The sequence below is a fragment of the Kitasatospora sp. cg17-2 genome (genome assembly GCF_054031055.1).
The window spans coordinates 4966996-4982589 of record NZ_CM132923.1 but is presented as its reverse complement, the minus strand read 5'-3'; the positions used below and the strand labels follow the sequence as shown (position 1 = coordinate 4982589).

The following is a 15594-nucleotide window of genomic DNA, read 5'->3' as shown; positions in this document are numbered from 1 at the left end:
CCGCGCCCCCGCTCCGGGGCGCGGGCGTCGGGCGTTCACGGGCGGGGCGCGGGACGGACGGTGCCTCCCCCGGTCTCGCGGAGGAAGGCGTCGAGGTCCCGGTGCGGCCGCCAGCCCTGGGTCCGGGCCCGGGTGAGGTCCAGCACGACGTCGCGGGAGAGCTGGTCCACCGCGTACGGGGTCAGGCCGGGGAGCCGCCCGGTGCGGGCGGCCAGCCGGGCCAGCGGGGCCGGCACATGGTGGATCCGCGCGGTCACGCCGTGTGCGGCCAGCACCGCGCGGACCACCTCGTCGCGCCGGTACGGGCGGGCGTCGGCGATGTTGTAGGCGACCGGCGTCCACGGACGGTCGCCGGTACGGCCCGCCCCGACCGCGGACAGGCAGGCGTCCGCGAGGTTCTGCACCGCGGTGAGGCTGAGCCGCACGTCGCCGCCGGGCAGCAGCAGCCGTCCCCGCCGGACCCGCTCCAACAGCCGCGGCACCAGATGCGGGTCGCCCGGCCCGTACACCGCGCGCGGGCGCAGCACCACGGCGCCCGCGGCGAGGGCGAGCCGCTCACCGGCGGCCTTGGTGCGCCCGTACGCGTTGAGCTGGCCGGCCTCGGTGGGGTGGTCCTCCCCGACGGAGCCCCGGTCGGCCCTCGGGTCGTAGACGCTGGCGCTGGAGACCCAGACCAGCGGGCGGTCCCCGGCGGCCCGCAGCAGCCGCTCGGTGCCGGCGACGTTGACGGCGTACTGGGCGGCCTCGGCCTCGGCCCCGGTGCCCCGGGGCAGGTCGGCGACGGCGGCGGCGCAGTGCACGACCGCGTCGGCGCCGGTGAAGTCGGGCTCCCCGGCGGTGGCGTCCCAGGGGACGTGGCGGCCGGCCGGTCCGGGGCGGCGGCCGTGGCAGGCCACCTCGTGGCCGGCGGCGAGGGCGGCCCGGACGACGTGGGAGCCGCAGAAGCCGCTCGCGCCGGTGACGGCTATCCGCATCGGGTCTCCTCGGTGGGGCGTGGTTCGGTGGTTCGTGGTCCGGCGGGGTGTGGCTTTTCGGGGTGTGGTCCGGTGAGGTGCTGTTCGGGGCTTCGGGTGGCGCGCAGGGTGAGTTCGGCCCAGCCGGGCAGCGCGGCCCGCCGGTCGACCCGGGCCCGGACGACCACCGGCCGGTACGGCGCGAGCGCGAGCAGCAGTTCGGCGAGCAGGGCGCGGGCCACCCCGGCACCGGGGCAGGCGTGCGGCCCGGCGCCGAACACCGCCTGGGTGGCGGCGGGTCCGGGGGCGGGCGCGGGCCGGTGCGCCCCGGCGGCGTGCCGGGCGACCAGGACCAGTCGGTCCCCGGCCCGGACCCGGTGCCCGGCCAGCACGGCCTCGGCGGCGGCCACCCGGGGGAGCAGCGGGGAGGGTGCGGTGAGCCGGAGCAGTTCGGCGGCCAGCGCGGGCGCTCCGGCGGCGTCGGCCGAGGACCAGAGTCCGGCGTCCGCGCACCAGGCGGCGGCCCGGGGGAGCGCGGCGACGCTGGTGTTGACGGCGGCGACCGCGACCATGGCGTCCCGGGGGTCGGGCAGCAGCGCGGCGAGTTCGGCGGCCCGGGCGGCGGCCGTCCGGGCCGCGCCGGGCGGGCGGGGGCCGGGCAGATGGTCGCGGGCGGCGGCCGCGGCGGCTTCGGCGGCGGCTCCGGCCAGGGTCGCCGGGCAGGCCGCCGTTCCGGTCAGCGCTGCTGCCGTGACCCCGGCCAACTCCCTTGCCAGGGAGACGAGTTCGAGGCCGCCGTCGACGAGTTCGGGGAGCCGCGCGGTGAGCACCGCCTGCCAGGCCGGGCGGAGCCGCTCAACGGCGGAGGCGTCCAGTTCGACCGCCAACGCCCGCCGGGCGGAACGGTGTTCGGCACCGTCCTGGTCGAACAGCAGCCCGCCGGAGGTGAGTTCGGCGGCGGCCCCACCGGTGGTGCCGGGGGCGGTGCGGTCCAGCGGGATCCGGGTGAGCGCGGTGCGGTAGGCCTCGGCGTCGTGCACCAGCAGGGTCCGGCCGAGCCGGGCGACCGGGCGGCGGCGGGTGGCGGCGAGCAGTGCGAACAGCAGGGGGTGGCTGCGCAGATACACCCGGCGGTCCCGGCGGCGGGCGGCCCGGTGCGCGGCCGGTACCGGTGTCGCGCGGTCCGCCGCGCGCGTGTTCCCGCTCATCCGGCCAGCTCCCGGGCGCACCGGGCGGACGCCGCCGCGCGGTCCGGCTTGCGGGAGCGCCCGGCCAGCGGCACCCGGCCGAACAGCACCGCGTCCGGGCGGGCCGAGCCCATCCGCGCCAGCGGTCCGGCCAGCGCGGCGCGCAGCTGTCGCGGGTCGGTGCCGGGCGAGGGCTGGACCAGGGCGACCAGCCGTTCGTCGCCGTCCCCGTCCGGGACGCCGACCAGCACCGCGAGTTCGACGCCCGGCAGGTGCAGGGACGGTTCGTAGAGGCCGGGATAGATGTTCTCGGCGCGGCGCAGCACCATGTCCTTGAGTCGCCCGCCGAGCACGATCCGGCCGTCCGGGTCGAGCGTGGCGAGGTCGCCGGTCCGCACCCAGGGGTCGGGCTCCTCGCCGAGGTAGCGGTGCCGGGCGCCCGGGCCGCCGAGCAGCAGTTCGCCGTCCGGCGCGAGCGCGGTGCGCACGCCCGGCAGCGGTGCGCCGACCAGGTCGCCGGGCCCGGTGAAGGCGCTCTTCTCGGCCTCCTCGACGGCGGCCGCCGGGAACAGTTCGGTGAGCGCGTAGACGCCCCAGGCCTGTTCCGCCCCGGCCTGCTTGACCCGGCGGAGCAGGGTGGCGTCGGCGGGTGCGGAGCCGGTCCAGACCCGGCCGGTGAACCGGGCTCCGGCGCCGAGCGCGGCGCGCAGCTGCGGCGGGGTGAGGTAGGTGTGGGCGGGGGTGAGCCGGGCGAGCTGGCGGGCCAGCGCGGCCGGTTCGCGGGCGGGCAGGGCGACGGCGGCACCGGCGCTCAGCGCGGGGACGAGCACGAAGAAGGTGCCGCCCAGGACGACGGAGCCGGGGCGCGGGTCGACCAGTTCGCCGACGGTGCGCAGACCGGTGGCCAGGCCGCCCCGGGAGTGCACCACGGCGCGCGGGCGGGCGGTGGTGCCGGAGGTGAAGACGATGACGGCGTCCGTGTCGCGCGCGGGTGCGTCGGAGCCGGGGATGCTCGGCACCGACGCGCCGAACCGTCCGACCCGCAGCCGGGGCGCGCAGCCGGGCAGCCGGCGGCCGAGGGTGGCGACCGGGCCGAGCAGTTCCAGTGGGGGCAGGGCGAGGTCGGCGCGGCGGGCCAGCGGCCGGGCCCAGCCGGCCACCGCCTGGGCGGCGGCGTCGGCGAGGACCAGGTCCGGGCGGGCCAGCGCGAGCCGGGCGGCCAGGACGTCGGGGCCCGCGGTCGGGTCGAGGACGGCGATCCGCAGGCCGAGCCGGTGTGCGGCGAGCATGACGGCGAGTGCGCGCGGGCCGGGGCGCAGGGCGAGGCCGAGGGTGGTGTCCTCGCCGAGGCCGCGGGCGTTCAGGGCGACGGCGTAGGTGTCGGCGAGGGCGGCGAGTTCGCCCCGGCGGATCCGGACGCGGGTGCCGCCGAGCCGGGTGTGGGCCAGGACGGCGGGGCGGTCGGGGTGCCGGGTGCGCAGGTCGTGGGCGAGCCGGTCGAGCACGGGGTGTCCTCGGGGTGCGGTGGGTCCGGGGCCTGGGGGCGGTGGGTCGGTGGTCCGGGGACTTTGCAAAGTCTGCTGAGACTTTGCAAAGTCCACTCCAGGCCAGGAACGAGGGGGTTCGGGACACTTTGCAAAGTCCCGTCAGGACTTTGCAAAGTGCCCTGCGGTGGCGGTGGCGGTGGCGGTGGCGGTGGCGGTGGCAGTGGCAGTGCGTGCGGGCGTGGCGGTGCGTGTGGACGTGGGCGTGGAAGTGGCAGCGGTCAGCAGCAAGCGGCCCGCGGCCCGCAACCCGCAGCCCGCAGTCACCGGACGTCGACGGCGCGGGTGCCGGCGCCGCGTTCGAGGTACCAGCGGGCGGTGCCGACCACCCCGTAGGCGCGGATCCGGCGGGTGGAGTTCTGCACCACCATGTCGCGGCGCCGGGTGATCGCGGTGGTGTGCCGGCGGACGCGGTTGATGAACAGCCGGTCGGTGGGCGAGGGCCGGCGCGGCATGCCGCCGACCGCCAGGTACAGCTCGGCGGTGATCGCCATGTTGTTACCCGCGTGCATCCGGTACGGCGTGAGGTAGCCGTGCCGCCGACGGTGTGCGGGCCGGATCCGGCCGAAGAACGAGCCCAGCGCGACCAGGACCAGGAAGACGGCGCGCCCGGCCGGTCCGTGCTCGTCCCGGCGGGCGGTGACCCGGCCGCAGACGAGTCCGCCGCCGTCGAGCAGGGCGGCCCGGGCGGCGGCGGTCCAGCCGGGGTCGGGCAGGCAGTCGGCGTCGGTGCGGGCGAGCAGGGTGGCGCCGCGCGCGATGGCGTGCCGGAACGCGGTGTCGACCGCCGAGCCGACGCCCTTCTCCGGCTCGACCAGCACCTCGACCGGGAAGGGTGCCCGGGCGGCGAAGGCGCGGACGGCCCCGACGGTGCCGTCGGTGGAGCCGTTGTCGGCGACCAGCAGGGTGAACTCCCGGTCCCGCTGGGCGGCGAGGGCGTTCAGGGTGGCGGTGATCCTGGCCTCCTCCCGGTAGGCGGGGACGACCACCCAGAGCGCGGTCACGACGCCTCCCAGACCATCGTCATCAGGCTCACACCGCCGCCGAGGCCGAGCATCAGCACTCTGTCGCCCGGTGCCAGCTCCTCGCGTATTCGGTCGAGTTGGATCCCGATCGTGGCGCTGGCGACATTGCCGAGCTCGGGCACCGTCACCACCAGCTTCTCCTCCGGCACCCCGGTGGCCTCCACGAAGCGCTCCAGATAGGGGACGGTCACCTGGTGCACCAGCACCCGGGCGTAGTCCTGCCAGCCGAGGCCGGTGCGGGCGGCCACCCGGGTCAGGATGTCCAGGCCGATCTTCTCGAAGACGCCGCGCAACTCGGTGCCGCCGCCGCGGAAGTAGCTGTACTCGTCACCGCGCGGGTGGCGCGAGCCGCCGCCGGGGATGCCGCCGGTCCCCCAGTGCTCGGAGGCGGTCTCGGTCTCCACGTCGAGGATGCCGCCGCGCTCCACCGCCTCCACCACGACGGCGGCGCCCGCGTCGCCGAAGGTGTAGCCGGCGAAGCCCTCGCGGAACTCCGCCGCCCCGCCGGGGTCCCGCCGCATCGCCCGGCTGGGTGTCTCGCCGGTGACCACCAGGGCCCGCCGGGCCCGGCCGGCCAGGATCATCGAGCGGGCCAGGTCGATCCCGTTGAGGAAGCTGTTGCAGGCATTGCTGACGTCCAGGGCGTGGGCGCGCGAGCCGAGTTCGGACTGCACCAGATGCGCGGTGGCGGGTTCGGCGACGTCCCGGGTGGCCGAGGCGAACAGCAGCAGGTCGATGTCCAGCGGGTCCAGGCCGCGGCTGTCCAGGGCGCGCCGGGCGGCGCCGAGGGCGAGGGTGGAGGCGTACTCGCCGTCGGCCGCGAAGTGCCGGGTGACGATGCCGGTGGCCTTCTCGAAGGTCCGCTCCGGCAGGCGCAGCCGGCCGCCGGCGGTGATCTCGTCCTGGAGCTGCCGGGAGGTCAGTCGGCGGGCGGGGAGCTGGGATCCGACGGCGGTGATGCCGATCCGCGCGGTGGCTGCTGGGTGCATGGCCCCATCGTGCGGCGGACGGGCGGCGCCCGCCTGAGTACGGGTACTCAGGCGGGCGCCGCCGGGCTACTCGGACCGGGTCAGTCCCGCTCGGGCTCCTCGTCCTCGCGGCGGTCGGCGCCGTCGCGGGGGAGGAAGCCGGCCGGCACGGCGTCCACCGGTACCGGGACGGAGACCGTCGCCGCGGCAACGGGCGCACCGGCCGCGGGAGCGGCGGCGCCGGAAGCGCCGTCCGCCCCGACGGTGGACAGCAACTGCCGGGCCAGCCCGAGCCCGGTGCCGCCCATCGCGAGCGCCTTGGCGAAGAGCTCGCCCATCCCGTCGGCGCCGTTGAGCAGCACCATGTGCTCCACATTGCCGAAGGACTCGGCCGCGGCCCGCACGATCTGCGGCCACTGCTCGGCCAACTCCTGGGCCACCACCGCCTCCTGGTTCTCGGCGAGGGCGGCGGCCCGGGCCTTGATGCCCTCGGCCCTGGCCAGCGCGACCGCTCGGGCGGAGGCGGCGTCGGCCAGGCCGCGGGCCTCGATCGAGGCGGCCTCCGCCCGTCCGGTGGCCGTGGTCGCCTCGGCCTGGGCGAGACCGCGCGCCCTGGTGGCATCGGCGTCCGCCTCGGCGGCGATCCGGACCCGGCCGGCCTCGGCGGCGGCCGCCAGCTCGGTCTCCTGGGCCTGCGCCTGGGCGGCGGAGATCCGGGCGTCACGGGCAGCCTCGGCGCTGGTGCGGGTGTCGTAGGCGCGGGCGTCGGCGGGCTTGCGCACGTCGATCTGGAGCTGCTGCTCCTTGCGCCGCGCCTCCAGTTCGGCGACCCGGGTCTCCTGGACCACCACCTCCTGCCGGGAGGCGGCGTCGGCGAGCGGTCCGGCCTGTCGGGCGCGGGCCGTCGCGGTGTCCATCTCGGCCTGGTAGGAGGCCTGTTGGATCTCGCTGTTGCGGGTGGCCTCGGCCTTGCGGGCGGCCGCCTCCTGCTCGGCCTCGGTGGCGACCCGGTCGGCCGCCGCCTGGGCGATCCTGGCGTCCCGCTGGACGGCGGCGGCGTGCGGGATGGCGAGGTTCTTGATGTAGCCGGTCGGGTCGATGATCTCCTGGATCTGCAGGGTGTCGATGATCAGCCCGAGCTTCTCCATCTCCAGTCCGGAGGCGGCCCTGGTCTCGCCGGTGAGCCGCTCGCGGTCGCGGATCATGTCCTCGACGGTGAGTCCGCCGACGATCGACCGCAGGTGTCCGGCGAAGACGTTGTGGACGCGCTGGCTGATCAGTTTCTGCTGGTCGAGGAAGCGGCGGGCGGCGTTGGCGATGGAGACGTCGTCGTCGCCGACCTTGAAGATGACCACGCCCTTGACCCGGACCGGGATGCCCTGCGTGGTGACGCACTCGACGTTCAGTTCGGCCTCGTTGAGGTCCAGCGAGAGCCGCCGGACGCCCTGCAGGCCGGGCGTGACGAGGGTCCCCCGGCCGGTGACGATCCGGAAGCCCAGCCCGTCACCGACCCCCTCGGTGCGGTGGCGGGAACCGGAGATGATCAGTGCCTCGTTCGGCTCGGCCACCCGCCACATCAGCTTGAAGAGCGTGATCATGACCACCACGGCCGCGGCGACCGCCCCGGCGATGACGAATCCCATGGTTCAACTCCCCCTTCTGGCGCAGGAGATGCGCCGAAATGGATTGTCCGCCCGGGTCGGTCGCGGGGAAAGGGAAGTGACATGACACACCGTCACAAGGTCGTCACGGGAGGGTCCGCGGATCGTCACGGACCGGCGCGCCGGGCGGCGGGGACCCGACGGGTGGACCCGCCGGGCCGGGCCCCGGACCCCGCCGGTCCGGCCCTCGGACCCCGCCGGGCCGGGCCTCAGGGCCCGAGCGGCGCGACGTAGACGGTCCGTGGCGGCTGGTACTCGATCACCACCACCGGCGTCCCCACCACCAGCCGGTCCCCGGGGACGGCCAGGTAGGCGAGGAACGCCTCGGCGCCCCGCCGTTCCGGGACGTGCACCATCACCTCGCCGACCAGCCCGGCACCCACCGCTCCGGTGACCCGCCCCGTGCTCCCGATCACGCCGGCCTCCCTCGACTCGTCAGCTCCGAGGCCAGTCTGCCCGGCGGAGGGCCTCCGTGCCCCACCGTTCACCCGCCGGACCTCGCCGTTCTCCCGCGGGGACCCCCTCTGGACCTCCGGCGGTCGGCTCGCTACGGTGTTGGACGTCATGCGCGGGCAACACCGCCTGCGGACGCGGGAGCTCGGAGCACCGGGCTGAGAGGGCGCTGAACGGGACGTCGGACGACGGACCGGAGGCTGCGTCGACCGCAGGAACCTGACCGGGTAATGCCGGCGTAGGGAGTTGAAGGTCCGTTGACCACCTTTGAGGCACAGCCGCAGTCTGCCCAGTCGCCGTCCGCCCAGCCGCCGTCCGGGCACGGCGCCGTGACCAGCGCCGGCACCGGCTACCCCACCCCCGCCTGGCGCAAGGCCTACCGCGAGGGGTCCCGTCCCGACCTGCGCGTGCCGTACCGCGAGGTCGTGCTGACCAACGAGAAGACCGTCCCGCTGTACGACACCTCCGGGCCGTACACCGACCCGGCCTACGAGCCCGACGTCCGGCGCGGACTGCCCGCGCTGCGGGACGCCTGGATCCGCCAGCGCGGCGACGTCGAGGAGTACGACGGCCGCGAGGCGCGTCCCGAGGACGACGGCATCAAGCACACCTCGCCGCGCGGCGGGAACCTCCGCAACCTCGACGCCGTGTTCCCCGGCCGCCCGCGCCGTCCGCTGCGCGGCCGGGGCGACGCCGCGGTCACCCAGCTCGGCTACGCCAAGCGCGGCATCGTGACCCCCGAGATGGAGTTCGTCGCCCTGCGCGAGGGCCTGGCGCCCGAGTACGTGCGGGACGAGGTGGCCCGCGGCCGCGCCGTCATCCCGGTCAATGTGAACCACCCCGAGGTCGAGCCGGCGATCATCGGCACCAACTTCCTGGTGAAGATCAACGCCAACATCGGCAACTCCGCGGTCACCTCCTCGATCGAGGAGGAGGTGGAGAAGATGACCTGGGCCACCCGTTGGGGCGCCGACACCGTCATGGACCTCTCCACCGGCCGCAACATCCACACCACCCGCGAGTGGATCCTGCGCAACTCCCCCGTGCCGATCGGCACCGTGCCGCTCTACCAGGCGCTGGAGAAGGTCGACGGCCGGGCCGAGGAGCTCAGCTGGGAGGTCTACCGGGACACGATCATCGAGCAGTGCGAGCAGGGCGTCGACTACATGACCGTGCACGCGGGCGTGCTGCTGCGCTACGTGCCGATGACGGCCCGTCGCAAGACCGGCATCGTCTCGCGCGGCGGCTCGATCATGGCGGCCTGGTGCCTGGCGCACCACCGGGAGAACTTCCTCTACACCAACTTCGAGGAGCTCTGCGACATCCTCGCGCGCTACGACGTCACCTTCTCGCTGGGTGACGGCCTGCGCCCCGGCTCGATCGCGGACGCCAACGACGAGGCGCAGTTCGCCGAGCTGCAGACCCTGGGTGAGCTGGGCCGGATCGCCCGCGCCAAGGACGTCCAGGTGATGATCGAGGGCCCGGGCCACGTCCCGATGCACAAGATCAAGGAGAACATGGATCTCCAGAAGGAGATCTGCGACGAGGCCCCGTTCTACACCCTGGGCCCGCTCACCACCGATGTGGCGCCCGGCTACGACCACATCACCTCGGGCATCGGCGCCGCGATGATCGCCTGGTGGGGCACCGCGATGCTCTGCTACGTCACGCCCAAGGAGCACCTGGGGCTGCCCAACCGGGACGACGTGAAGACCGGCGTCATCACCTACAAGATCGCCGCCCACGCCGCCGACCTGGCCAAGGGCCACCCCGGTGCCCAGGAGTGGGACGACGCGCTCTCCGACGCGCGCTTCGAGTTCCGCTGGGAGGACCAGTTCAACCTGGCCCTCGACCCGGAGACGGCCCGCGAGTTCCACGACGAGACCCTGCCGGCCGAGCCCGCCAAGACCGCCCACTTCTGTTCCATGTGCGGTCCGAAGTTCTGCTCGATGAAGATCTCGCAGAAGATCCGCGAGGAGCACGGCGACGGCTCGACCGCCGTCGAGTCCGGCTACGCGGCCGACGCGCTCGCCGGGATGGCCGAGAAGTCGGCGGAGTTCGCCGCCCAGGGCAACCGGGTGTACCTGCCGCTGGCGGACTGAGCGGGTCCACCGGAACGGCGGGGCCGCCCCGCGACCCGTGGGGGCCGCGGGTCGGCCCCGCCGTGGTCCGAGCCCGGAAAGCGCCGGTGCCCCCGGACGGCCTCGGCCGTCCGGGGGCACCGGCGTGCCGGGTCAGCCCTGGGGCCGGGTGCGGCGGCGCTTGGCGTAGAGGACCGCGCCGGAGCCGAGCAGCACCAGGGCGCCGGCGGTGCCGACCATGGCGACGGAGTCGCCGGCCCCGGTCGAGGCCAGCGTGGTGCCGGTCGCGCCGGTGGTGCCGGTGGCCGTGGTGGTGGTCGTGGTGCCGGCCCGGTTCCCGGAGTTGTACCCCGCCGCGACGACCTTGGCGCCGGCGGTCGCGCTCGGCGTCGTGGTCGGGACGGTGACCGGGGCGGCGGCCGTCGTGGTCGCGTCGGGCCGGGGGGTGGTCGGCGCGGTGGTCGGCGTGGTGGTCGGGGTCCCGGTGGGGGCGGTGCTCGGGGTGTCGGTCGGCGTGGTGGTCGGGGCCGGGGTGGTCGCGGTCGGCGTCGGCTCGGGCCGGGGGGTCGGCGTGGCGCGGTAGCCGTCCACCTTCACCAGCGCGCCCTCGGCGACGTCGATCGGGCCCTGGTCGGTGTTCGGCAGGAGGCTGAGCCAGCCGGAGAAGAACATCCCGGTCCCGGTGAGGCTGTCGAGCGAGAACCGGAGCCGGTAGTGGTAGCTCTCGCCCTTGCCGATACCGGCGATCACCGGCGGCAGCTGCCAGGTGTTGTTCGAGCCCGCGACCGTCGTCCAGGTGCCGTTCGGCTGCTGCAGGTCCAGCTTGAGGTCGGCGCCGGTCACGGGGTACCGCAGCGTGGGGGTGATCGGCGAGGCGGTGGCGGCACCGTTGTTGAGCAGGGAGAGGTCGGTCTCCCACGGCTGGTCGAACTTGATGGTGCCGTCGGAGGGGCTGAAGTGCTGGAACAGGGCCTCGGTGGGGGCGGCGACCGCCAGGTCGATCGGCGCGCTGTTGGTGCTGTTGTCCCGGTCGTTCAGCAGCGTGAGCTTCACGGCGGTGTTGTCCACGGGCAGGGCGGCCCGGACCTGGACGGTGACCGACCAGCTGTAGGTCGTACGGGCCGGGACGGTGAAGGTCCTGGACATCATGCCGTTCTTGGGCAGGACGTAGCCGGCGAAGCCGTCGGTCCCGAAGGTCCGGATGCCGTAGCTCGCCTCCGCGCCCGAGATCTCCTTCGCGGTGAACTCGATCCAACTCCAGCTGGACGGGGCGGTGCCCAGGGGGGTGACGGAGATCGCCGGGTGGTACTGCTGCTCCTGGTCGGAGTTGTTGGTGACGGTCAGCTTCATGGTCGCGCCCTCGCCGCCGCGAGTGATCGGGGCCTGTCCCGGAGCCGTCTCCAGGGTGGCGGCCAGGGGCTTGGCGGCGTTCTCGTCGGCCTTCGCGGTCGGCGCGGCCGCGGCCGGGGCGACGGCCGCCGGCGTGGGGCCGGCAGTCGGTGCGGTGTCGGCGAAGGCCGCGGCCGGGGCGAGCACGGTGACGCCGGTGGCGGCTATCAGCGTGGTGGCGGCGAGCAGACGGGAACGGCGGGTCGGCGAGTGCGCCAGCATGAGTGAGATCCCCCAGAGGACTGATGACCAGCAGCTGTTCGACGGTTCCTCCACCGCGTTCTCGCGGGTACCGCAGCTGCGATGCGGAGATCCTCTCAGAAGATTCGTCCACTCACCATCGTGTGACGGTCACCGCTGTGTAACGGGGCGCCGGACGGTTCCGCCGACGCCCGGGGGTGGGTCGTACCGGTACTCAAGACCCTTTGCCCCCACGATCGTTGGGCCCGGACCGCCGGGCCTCGCCGACCGGCGGTCCGGGGCCCGGAGGTCAGGCGGCGTCCTGGGGGTACCAGCGGAGTTCGACCGTGTTGCCGTCCGGGTCCTGGACGTAGACGGAGGTGGCGCTGCCCCGGGCGCCGTAGCGGGGGACGGGGCCCTCCAGGACCTTGAAGACGCCGCTGTCGATGACCTGCTGCCAGTCGAGGGGGTCGACGGTGAGACAGATGTGGTCGACGTTGGACTCGCCGCGCGGGCGGGACATCAGGTCGATGATCGTCTCGGGGGTGACCCGGAGGGACGGGAAGGAGACCTTGCCGGCGCGCCACTCGTCGACCCGGACCGGCTCCAGGCCGAGCAGGCCGCCGTAGAACTCCAGCGAGCGTTCGATGTCGCGGACGTTGAGCACGAGGTGGTCGAAGGCCTTCACACGGATGGCGGTCATGGTGGCTCCAGTCGGGAGGGGTGCTGCCGGTGACGTGTTCCACGATCCGCCAGGCGGCCGGTGCCATCAAGACGGCATCGGTCAACGATCATTGAGCCGGAGTAAACGGTGGAGGGGGCGGACAGTGCTGGAACGGGTGGAGATCGAGGTCTTCCTGACACTCGCGGAGGAGCTGCACTTCGGCCGGGCCGCCGAACGCCTGCGGCTCAGCACCGGCCGGGTGAGCCAGGTGCTGCGGCAGCTCGAACGGCGGCTCGGGGGTGCGCTGTTCGAGCGAACCAGCCGGTCGGTGCGGATCACCCCGGTGGGCCTGCGGCTGGCGGAGGAGCTGGCGCCGCTGGTGGAGGGCATCGCGGCGGCGGTGCGCCGGGCGGCCGAGGCGAACCGGGGTGTCGCCGGTGAGCTGCGGGTGGCGTTCCTCGGCGAGGGGACGGCGCCGGTGCTGCTGCGGGCGGTCGCGCTGTTCAACGAGCGGCACCCGGACTGCCGGGTGGACGTCCGCGAGGCCCAGCTGGCCAACACCCGGTCCAGCCTGCTGGACGGTTCGGTGGACGTGCTGATCGCCGCCTTCCCGTTCGACGGCATGGCGAACGGCCCGGTGCTGATGACCGAGCGCCGGGTGCTCGCGGTCGCGGCCGGGCACCCGCTGGCGGGGGCCGCCTCGGTGTCGCTGGAGGTGCTGGGCGACCACCCGGTGGTGCAGTACCCGGCCGTGACCTCGGCGGCCTTCAAGCGGGACCGCACACCGGACCGGACCCCGTCGGGGCGGCCGGTGGCGCCCGGCCCGGTCGGCGCGACCTTCTCGGAGATGCTGACGCTGGTCGCGCTGGGCCGGGGCGTGCTGCCGGTCGGCGAGCTCTCGCTGCGGTACCACCCGCGTCCGGACCTCGCCTATGTGCCGATCGAGGACGCTCCGCCGATCGAGCGCGGTCCGGTCTGGCGGGAGGGGAACACCACCGAGCGGATCCGCGCGTTCGTCCGGGCGGCGGCGGACTCGGTGGCGGCCGGCTCGGTGGCGGTCGGCTCGGTGGCCGACCCGGGGGCGGCCGCCTGGCGTGATCCGAAAGAGAGGACCTAGCGGCGCCGGTCAGCTGTCGTCGGGCCCGGTGAGGGCCGGGGCGCTGCCCGCCCGGGCGGCGGCGGTGAGGTGGGGGACGAGCGCCCGCTCGCGCAGGGCGCGCTGCCAGTCGCGGCGGGCGTCGTCGAGCTCGGCCGCGAGCTCGGGGTCGGTGCCCGGCGGGAACGGGACGGTCGGCGGGGCCGAGCCGTCGCGCAGGGCGGTGAGGATCAGCCCGACGATGCCGACCGCCATCGCGGCCACCCCGGCCGCGAGGGCGAGCCACCCGGCGGTGAGCAGCGAGCGGGCCAGGGCGCTGTCCGGGGAGGCGGCCCGCAGCGCGTAGCCGAGCAGCAGCAGGACCAGGGCGGCCGTCCAGGCGAGGATCGGGGTGAGGACGGTGAGGACCGGGAGCAGTCCGGCGCCGCCGTTCTCCGAGCGCAGCTGGGTGAGCAGTCCGGGGGCGGCGGGTTCGCCGGGTGCGGGCGGGGTGGTGCGGAGGTTCTCGCGCAGCCGCAGGTAGTGCTGGTACTCGGTGGCCGCCGGGGCGGCGACGCGGTCGGCCGAGGCGAGCGCGTGGGCGCGCAGGTCGTCGGGGGGTGGTGCGCCGGGCGCGCGCAGGACGGTGCGGAGGGTGTCGTCGCGCAGTGCCGCGTCGAGGAGGCGCTCGAAGTCCGGGCGGTCCTCGGCGAGCAGGTGCGGGGCGTCGTTCATGGGGACCCCGTTCGTGCGGACCCCCGCGCTCTCCGCCCCGATACGGGCACGGGGCGGGGGCGCGGAGTCGGGCCGCCGGTGGGGCGGCCGGGTGTGGTGTGCCCCCGATGGTAGGGGTGGGTGCGGCCGGGTCGACAGTGGCTTTCCGGAATTTCGCGCCCCTGGATGCGCGTGCGCGACCGTCCGGGCGCCGGGAACGCGCGTTCGGTCGACGGTCCGTCACCTACCGTGGGCGGAGGGTGTTCCGGGGAGCCGGAGGGCGTTCCGAAGGGCCGGAGGGTGCTCCGGGGGCGCCGGAGGGCGTGCCGGGACGGCGGAAGGGCCGGACCGCGTGCGGCCCGGCCCCGGGGTCGGCGTGCCGCCGCCTCAGATCGGCAGGCGGGAGACCAGCAGCCGGCCCTCCATGGTCACCCCGCCGTCCATGGCGACGGCGAGGTCCTCCGCGTAGACGTACGGGCCGGGGACGTGCGGCGGCATGCCGTCGTCGGCGTGCACCGCGCCGGTGAGGTACGGGATCGGGCTGTGGCCGTGCACGACGCGCGCGCCGCCGTAGGTGTCCAGCAGCTCGCGGACGGCGGTCGGGCCGGAGTCGCCGCGGAAGGCGAAGCGCTTGGTGAACCGGCGGAAGCAGTCCCACCACTCGTCGACGCCCTCGTCCGCGAGCAGGTCGTGGACGGCGTCGTTGACCTCGGGGATGGACTCGCCGTACTCGAGGTACGCGGTGGTGTCGGAGTGCAGCAGCAGGTGGCCGTCCTCCAGGGCGATCGCGGGGAGCCGGGAGAGCCAGCTGATGTGGTGCGCCTCCAGGCGCTCCAGGTCGCTCTGCTGTCCGCCGTTGAGCCGCCAGGCGGCGAGGAAGGAGGCGGTGCCCGCGGTGGACTGGACGGGCTCGTCGCCGTACCGGGCGGCGCCGAGGAAGAGCAGTTCGTGATTGCCCATCAGGGCCCGGCAGTAGCCGCCGGCGGCCGCGGCCTCGGCGGCCAGCTGCATGACCAGGTCGATGACGCCGATGCCGTCCGGGCCCCGGTCGGTGAAGTCGCCGAGGAACCAGATCCGGGACCGGCCGGCGGACCAGTGGCCGTCGGCGTCGATCAGGCCCTGGTGGCGCAGCTCGGTGCGGAGCTCGTCGAGGTAGCCGTGCACGTCGCCGACGACGTAGAGCGGGCCGACCGGCTCGCCGGGGGCGGGGGCCGGGTACGGGTGGTAGGGCTGGCCGGGTTCGGGGAGCGGGGGGCCGAGCTCGATGGTCGGCGGGTCGTCGCTCTGCGGTCCGGGGCCGGGGTGGCCGCCGTGGGCGGGGGAGGGGTGGTCCGGCAGGGTGGGCTCGTAACCGGCCTGGTCGTGGGGACCGTTCTGGGCGTGCACGGTGTGGCCCTGTTCGGGGCCGGTGGCCGGCCAGTGCTGTTCGAGGTACCGGGCGCCGCCGTAGCCGCTGTAGGTCTCGGCCTCGTAGCCGGTCGCGGAGTACCCGCCGTTGGGGTCCGGTTCGTAATAGGTGCCGTACGGCAGCACGTCGAGGTCCGGCTGGTGGCGTGGGCCTGAGTCCGGGTGTTCAGGCCCGGGGAAGCGGTCCTCGGGTGTCATTCGCCCATCATAGGAAGACCACTCTCCCGGCGTCGTCACCTGGTGGGTATCCAATCCTCCGGAGCGTCAGCCGGGCGGTCCGTCAGGTCCGTTTT

13 protein-coding genes are annotated in these 15594 nt (G+C 75.1%); 2 read left to right on the top strand and 11 right to left on the bottom strand.

Annotated features, from left to right (window positions below):
• Nucleotides 1–35: 35 nt before the first annotated feature.
• The 7 genes from ACW14Y_RS21085 to ACW14Y_RS21055 form a co-directional block, all read right to left on the bottom strand.
• Nucleotides 36–974 carry an NAD-dependent epimerase/dehydratase family protein gene (locus ACW14Y_RS21085; RefSeq protein WP_380390388.1) on the bottom strand — a complete coding sequence of 313 codons (939 nt, stop codon included), beginning with the start codon at nucleotides 972–974 and terminating at the stop codon, nucleotides 36–38.
• Nucleotides 965–2161 (bottom strand): cytochrome P450, encoded by a 1197-nt coding sequence (locus ACW14Y_RS21080; RefSeq protein ID WP_456982919.1) that lies wholly within the window; start codon nucleotides 2159–2161, stop codon nucleotides 965–967. The genes ACW14Y_RS21085 and ACW14Y_RS21080 overlap by 10 nt, the downstream gene beginning before the upstream one ends.
• Nucleotides 2158–3645 carry a class I adenylate-forming enzyme family protein gene (locus ACW14Y_RS21075; RefSeq protein ID WP_380437758.1) on the bottom strand — a complete coding sequence of 496 codons (1488 nt, stop codon included), beginning with the start codon at nucleotides 3643–3645 and terminating at the stop codon, nucleotides 2158–2160. Before ACW14Y_RS21075 ends, ACW14Y_RS21080 begins: the two co-directional genes overlap by 4 nt.
• Before the next feature lie 302 nt (nucleotides 3646–3947).
• On the bottom strand, nucleotides 3948–4688 hold the full coding sequence (locus ACW14Y_RS21070; protein ID WP_380308295.1) for a glycosyltransferase family A protein: 741 nt from the start codon (nucleotides 4686–4688) through the stop codon (nucleotides 3948–3950).
• Nucleotides 4685–5698, bottom strand: a complete 1014-nt coding sequence (locus tag ACW14Y_RS21065) for a 3-oxoacyl-ACP synthase III family protein (RefSeq protein ID WP_380308297.1) — start codon at nucleotides 5696–5698, stop codon at nucleotides 4685–4687. The genes ACW14Y_RS21070 and ACW14Y_RS21065 overlap by 4 nt, the downstream gene beginning before the upstream one ends.
• 80 nt (nucleotides 5699–5778) lie before the next feature.
• Nucleotides 5779–7320 carry an SPFH domain-containing protein gene (locus ACW14Y_RS21060; protein WP_380390378.1) on the bottom strand — a complete coding sequence of 514 codons (1542 nt, stop codon included), beginning with the start codon at nucleotides 7318–7320 and terminating at the stop codon, nucleotides 5779–5781.
• Between the two features lie 227 nt (nucleotides 7321–7547).
• Complete coding sequence (locus ACW14Y_RS21055; protein ID WP_266270557.1) at nucleotides 7548–7754, bottom strand: hypothetical protein; 207 nt, start codon at nucleotides 7752–7754, stop codon at nucleotides 7548–7550.
• A gap of 366 nt (nucleotides 7755–8120) precedes the next feature.
• Between ACW14Y_RS21055 and thiC the strand changes: the two genes are divergently transcribed.
• A complete protein-coding gene (thiC, locus tag ACW14Y_RS21050; protein ID WP_380390414.1) occupies nucleotides 8121–9893 on the top strand; it encodes a phosphomethylpyrimidine synthase ThiC in 1773 nt (590 codons plus the stop codon).
• Between the two features lie 132 nt (nucleotides 9894–10025).
• Here thiC and ACW14Y_RS21045 read toward each other — a convergent pair whose 3' ends face one another.
• Nucleotides 10026–11483, bottom strand: coding sequence for an LPXTG cell wall anchor domain-containing protein (locus ACW14Y_RS21045; protein ID WP_380312071.1), 1458 nt, complete (start codon nucleotides 11481–11483; stop codon nucleotides 10026–10028).
• Nucleotides 11484–11751: 268 nt separating this feature from the next.
• Nucleotides 11752–12144 (bottom strand): VOC family protein, encoded by a 393-nt coding sequence (locus ACW14Y_RS21040; protein WP_380388431.1) that lies wholly within the window; start codon nucleotides 12142–12144, stop codon nucleotides 11752–11754.
• Between the two features lie 124 nt (nucleotides 12145–12268).
• On the opposite strand from ACW14Y_RS21040, the gene ACW14Y_RS21035 reads away from it, so the two are divergent.
• The gene (locus ACW14Y_RS21035; RefSeq protein ID WP_456982914.1) at nucleotides 12269–13222 is read left to right on the top strand and encodes a LysR family transcriptional regulator; all 954 of its coding nucleotides are present in this window, start codon (nucleotides 12269–12271) and stop codon (nucleotides 13220–13222) included.
• Nucleotides 13223–13231: 9 nt separating this feature from the next.
• Here ACW14Y_RS21035 and ACW14Y_RS21030 read toward each other — a convergent pair whose 3' ends face one another.
• Together ACW14Y_RS21030 and ACW14Y_RS21025 are read right to left on the bottom strand one after the other, a co-directional pair.
• Nucleotides 13232–13915 carry a hypothetical protein gene (locus ACW14Y_RS21030; protein WP_380388427.1) on the bottom strand — a complete coding sequence of 228 codons (684 nt, stop codon included), beginning with the start codon at nucleotides 13913–13915 and terminating at the stop codon, nucleotides 13232–13234.
• Nucleotides 13916–14281: 366 nt separating this feature from the next.
• On the bottom strand, nucleotides 14282–15499 hold the full coding sequence (locus tag ACW14Y_RS21025; RefSeq protein ID WP_380312079.1) for a metallophosphoesterase: 1218 nt from the start codon (nucleotides 15497–15499) through the stop codon (nucleotides 14282–14284).
• Nucleotides 15500–15594 lie beyond the last annotated feature (95 nt).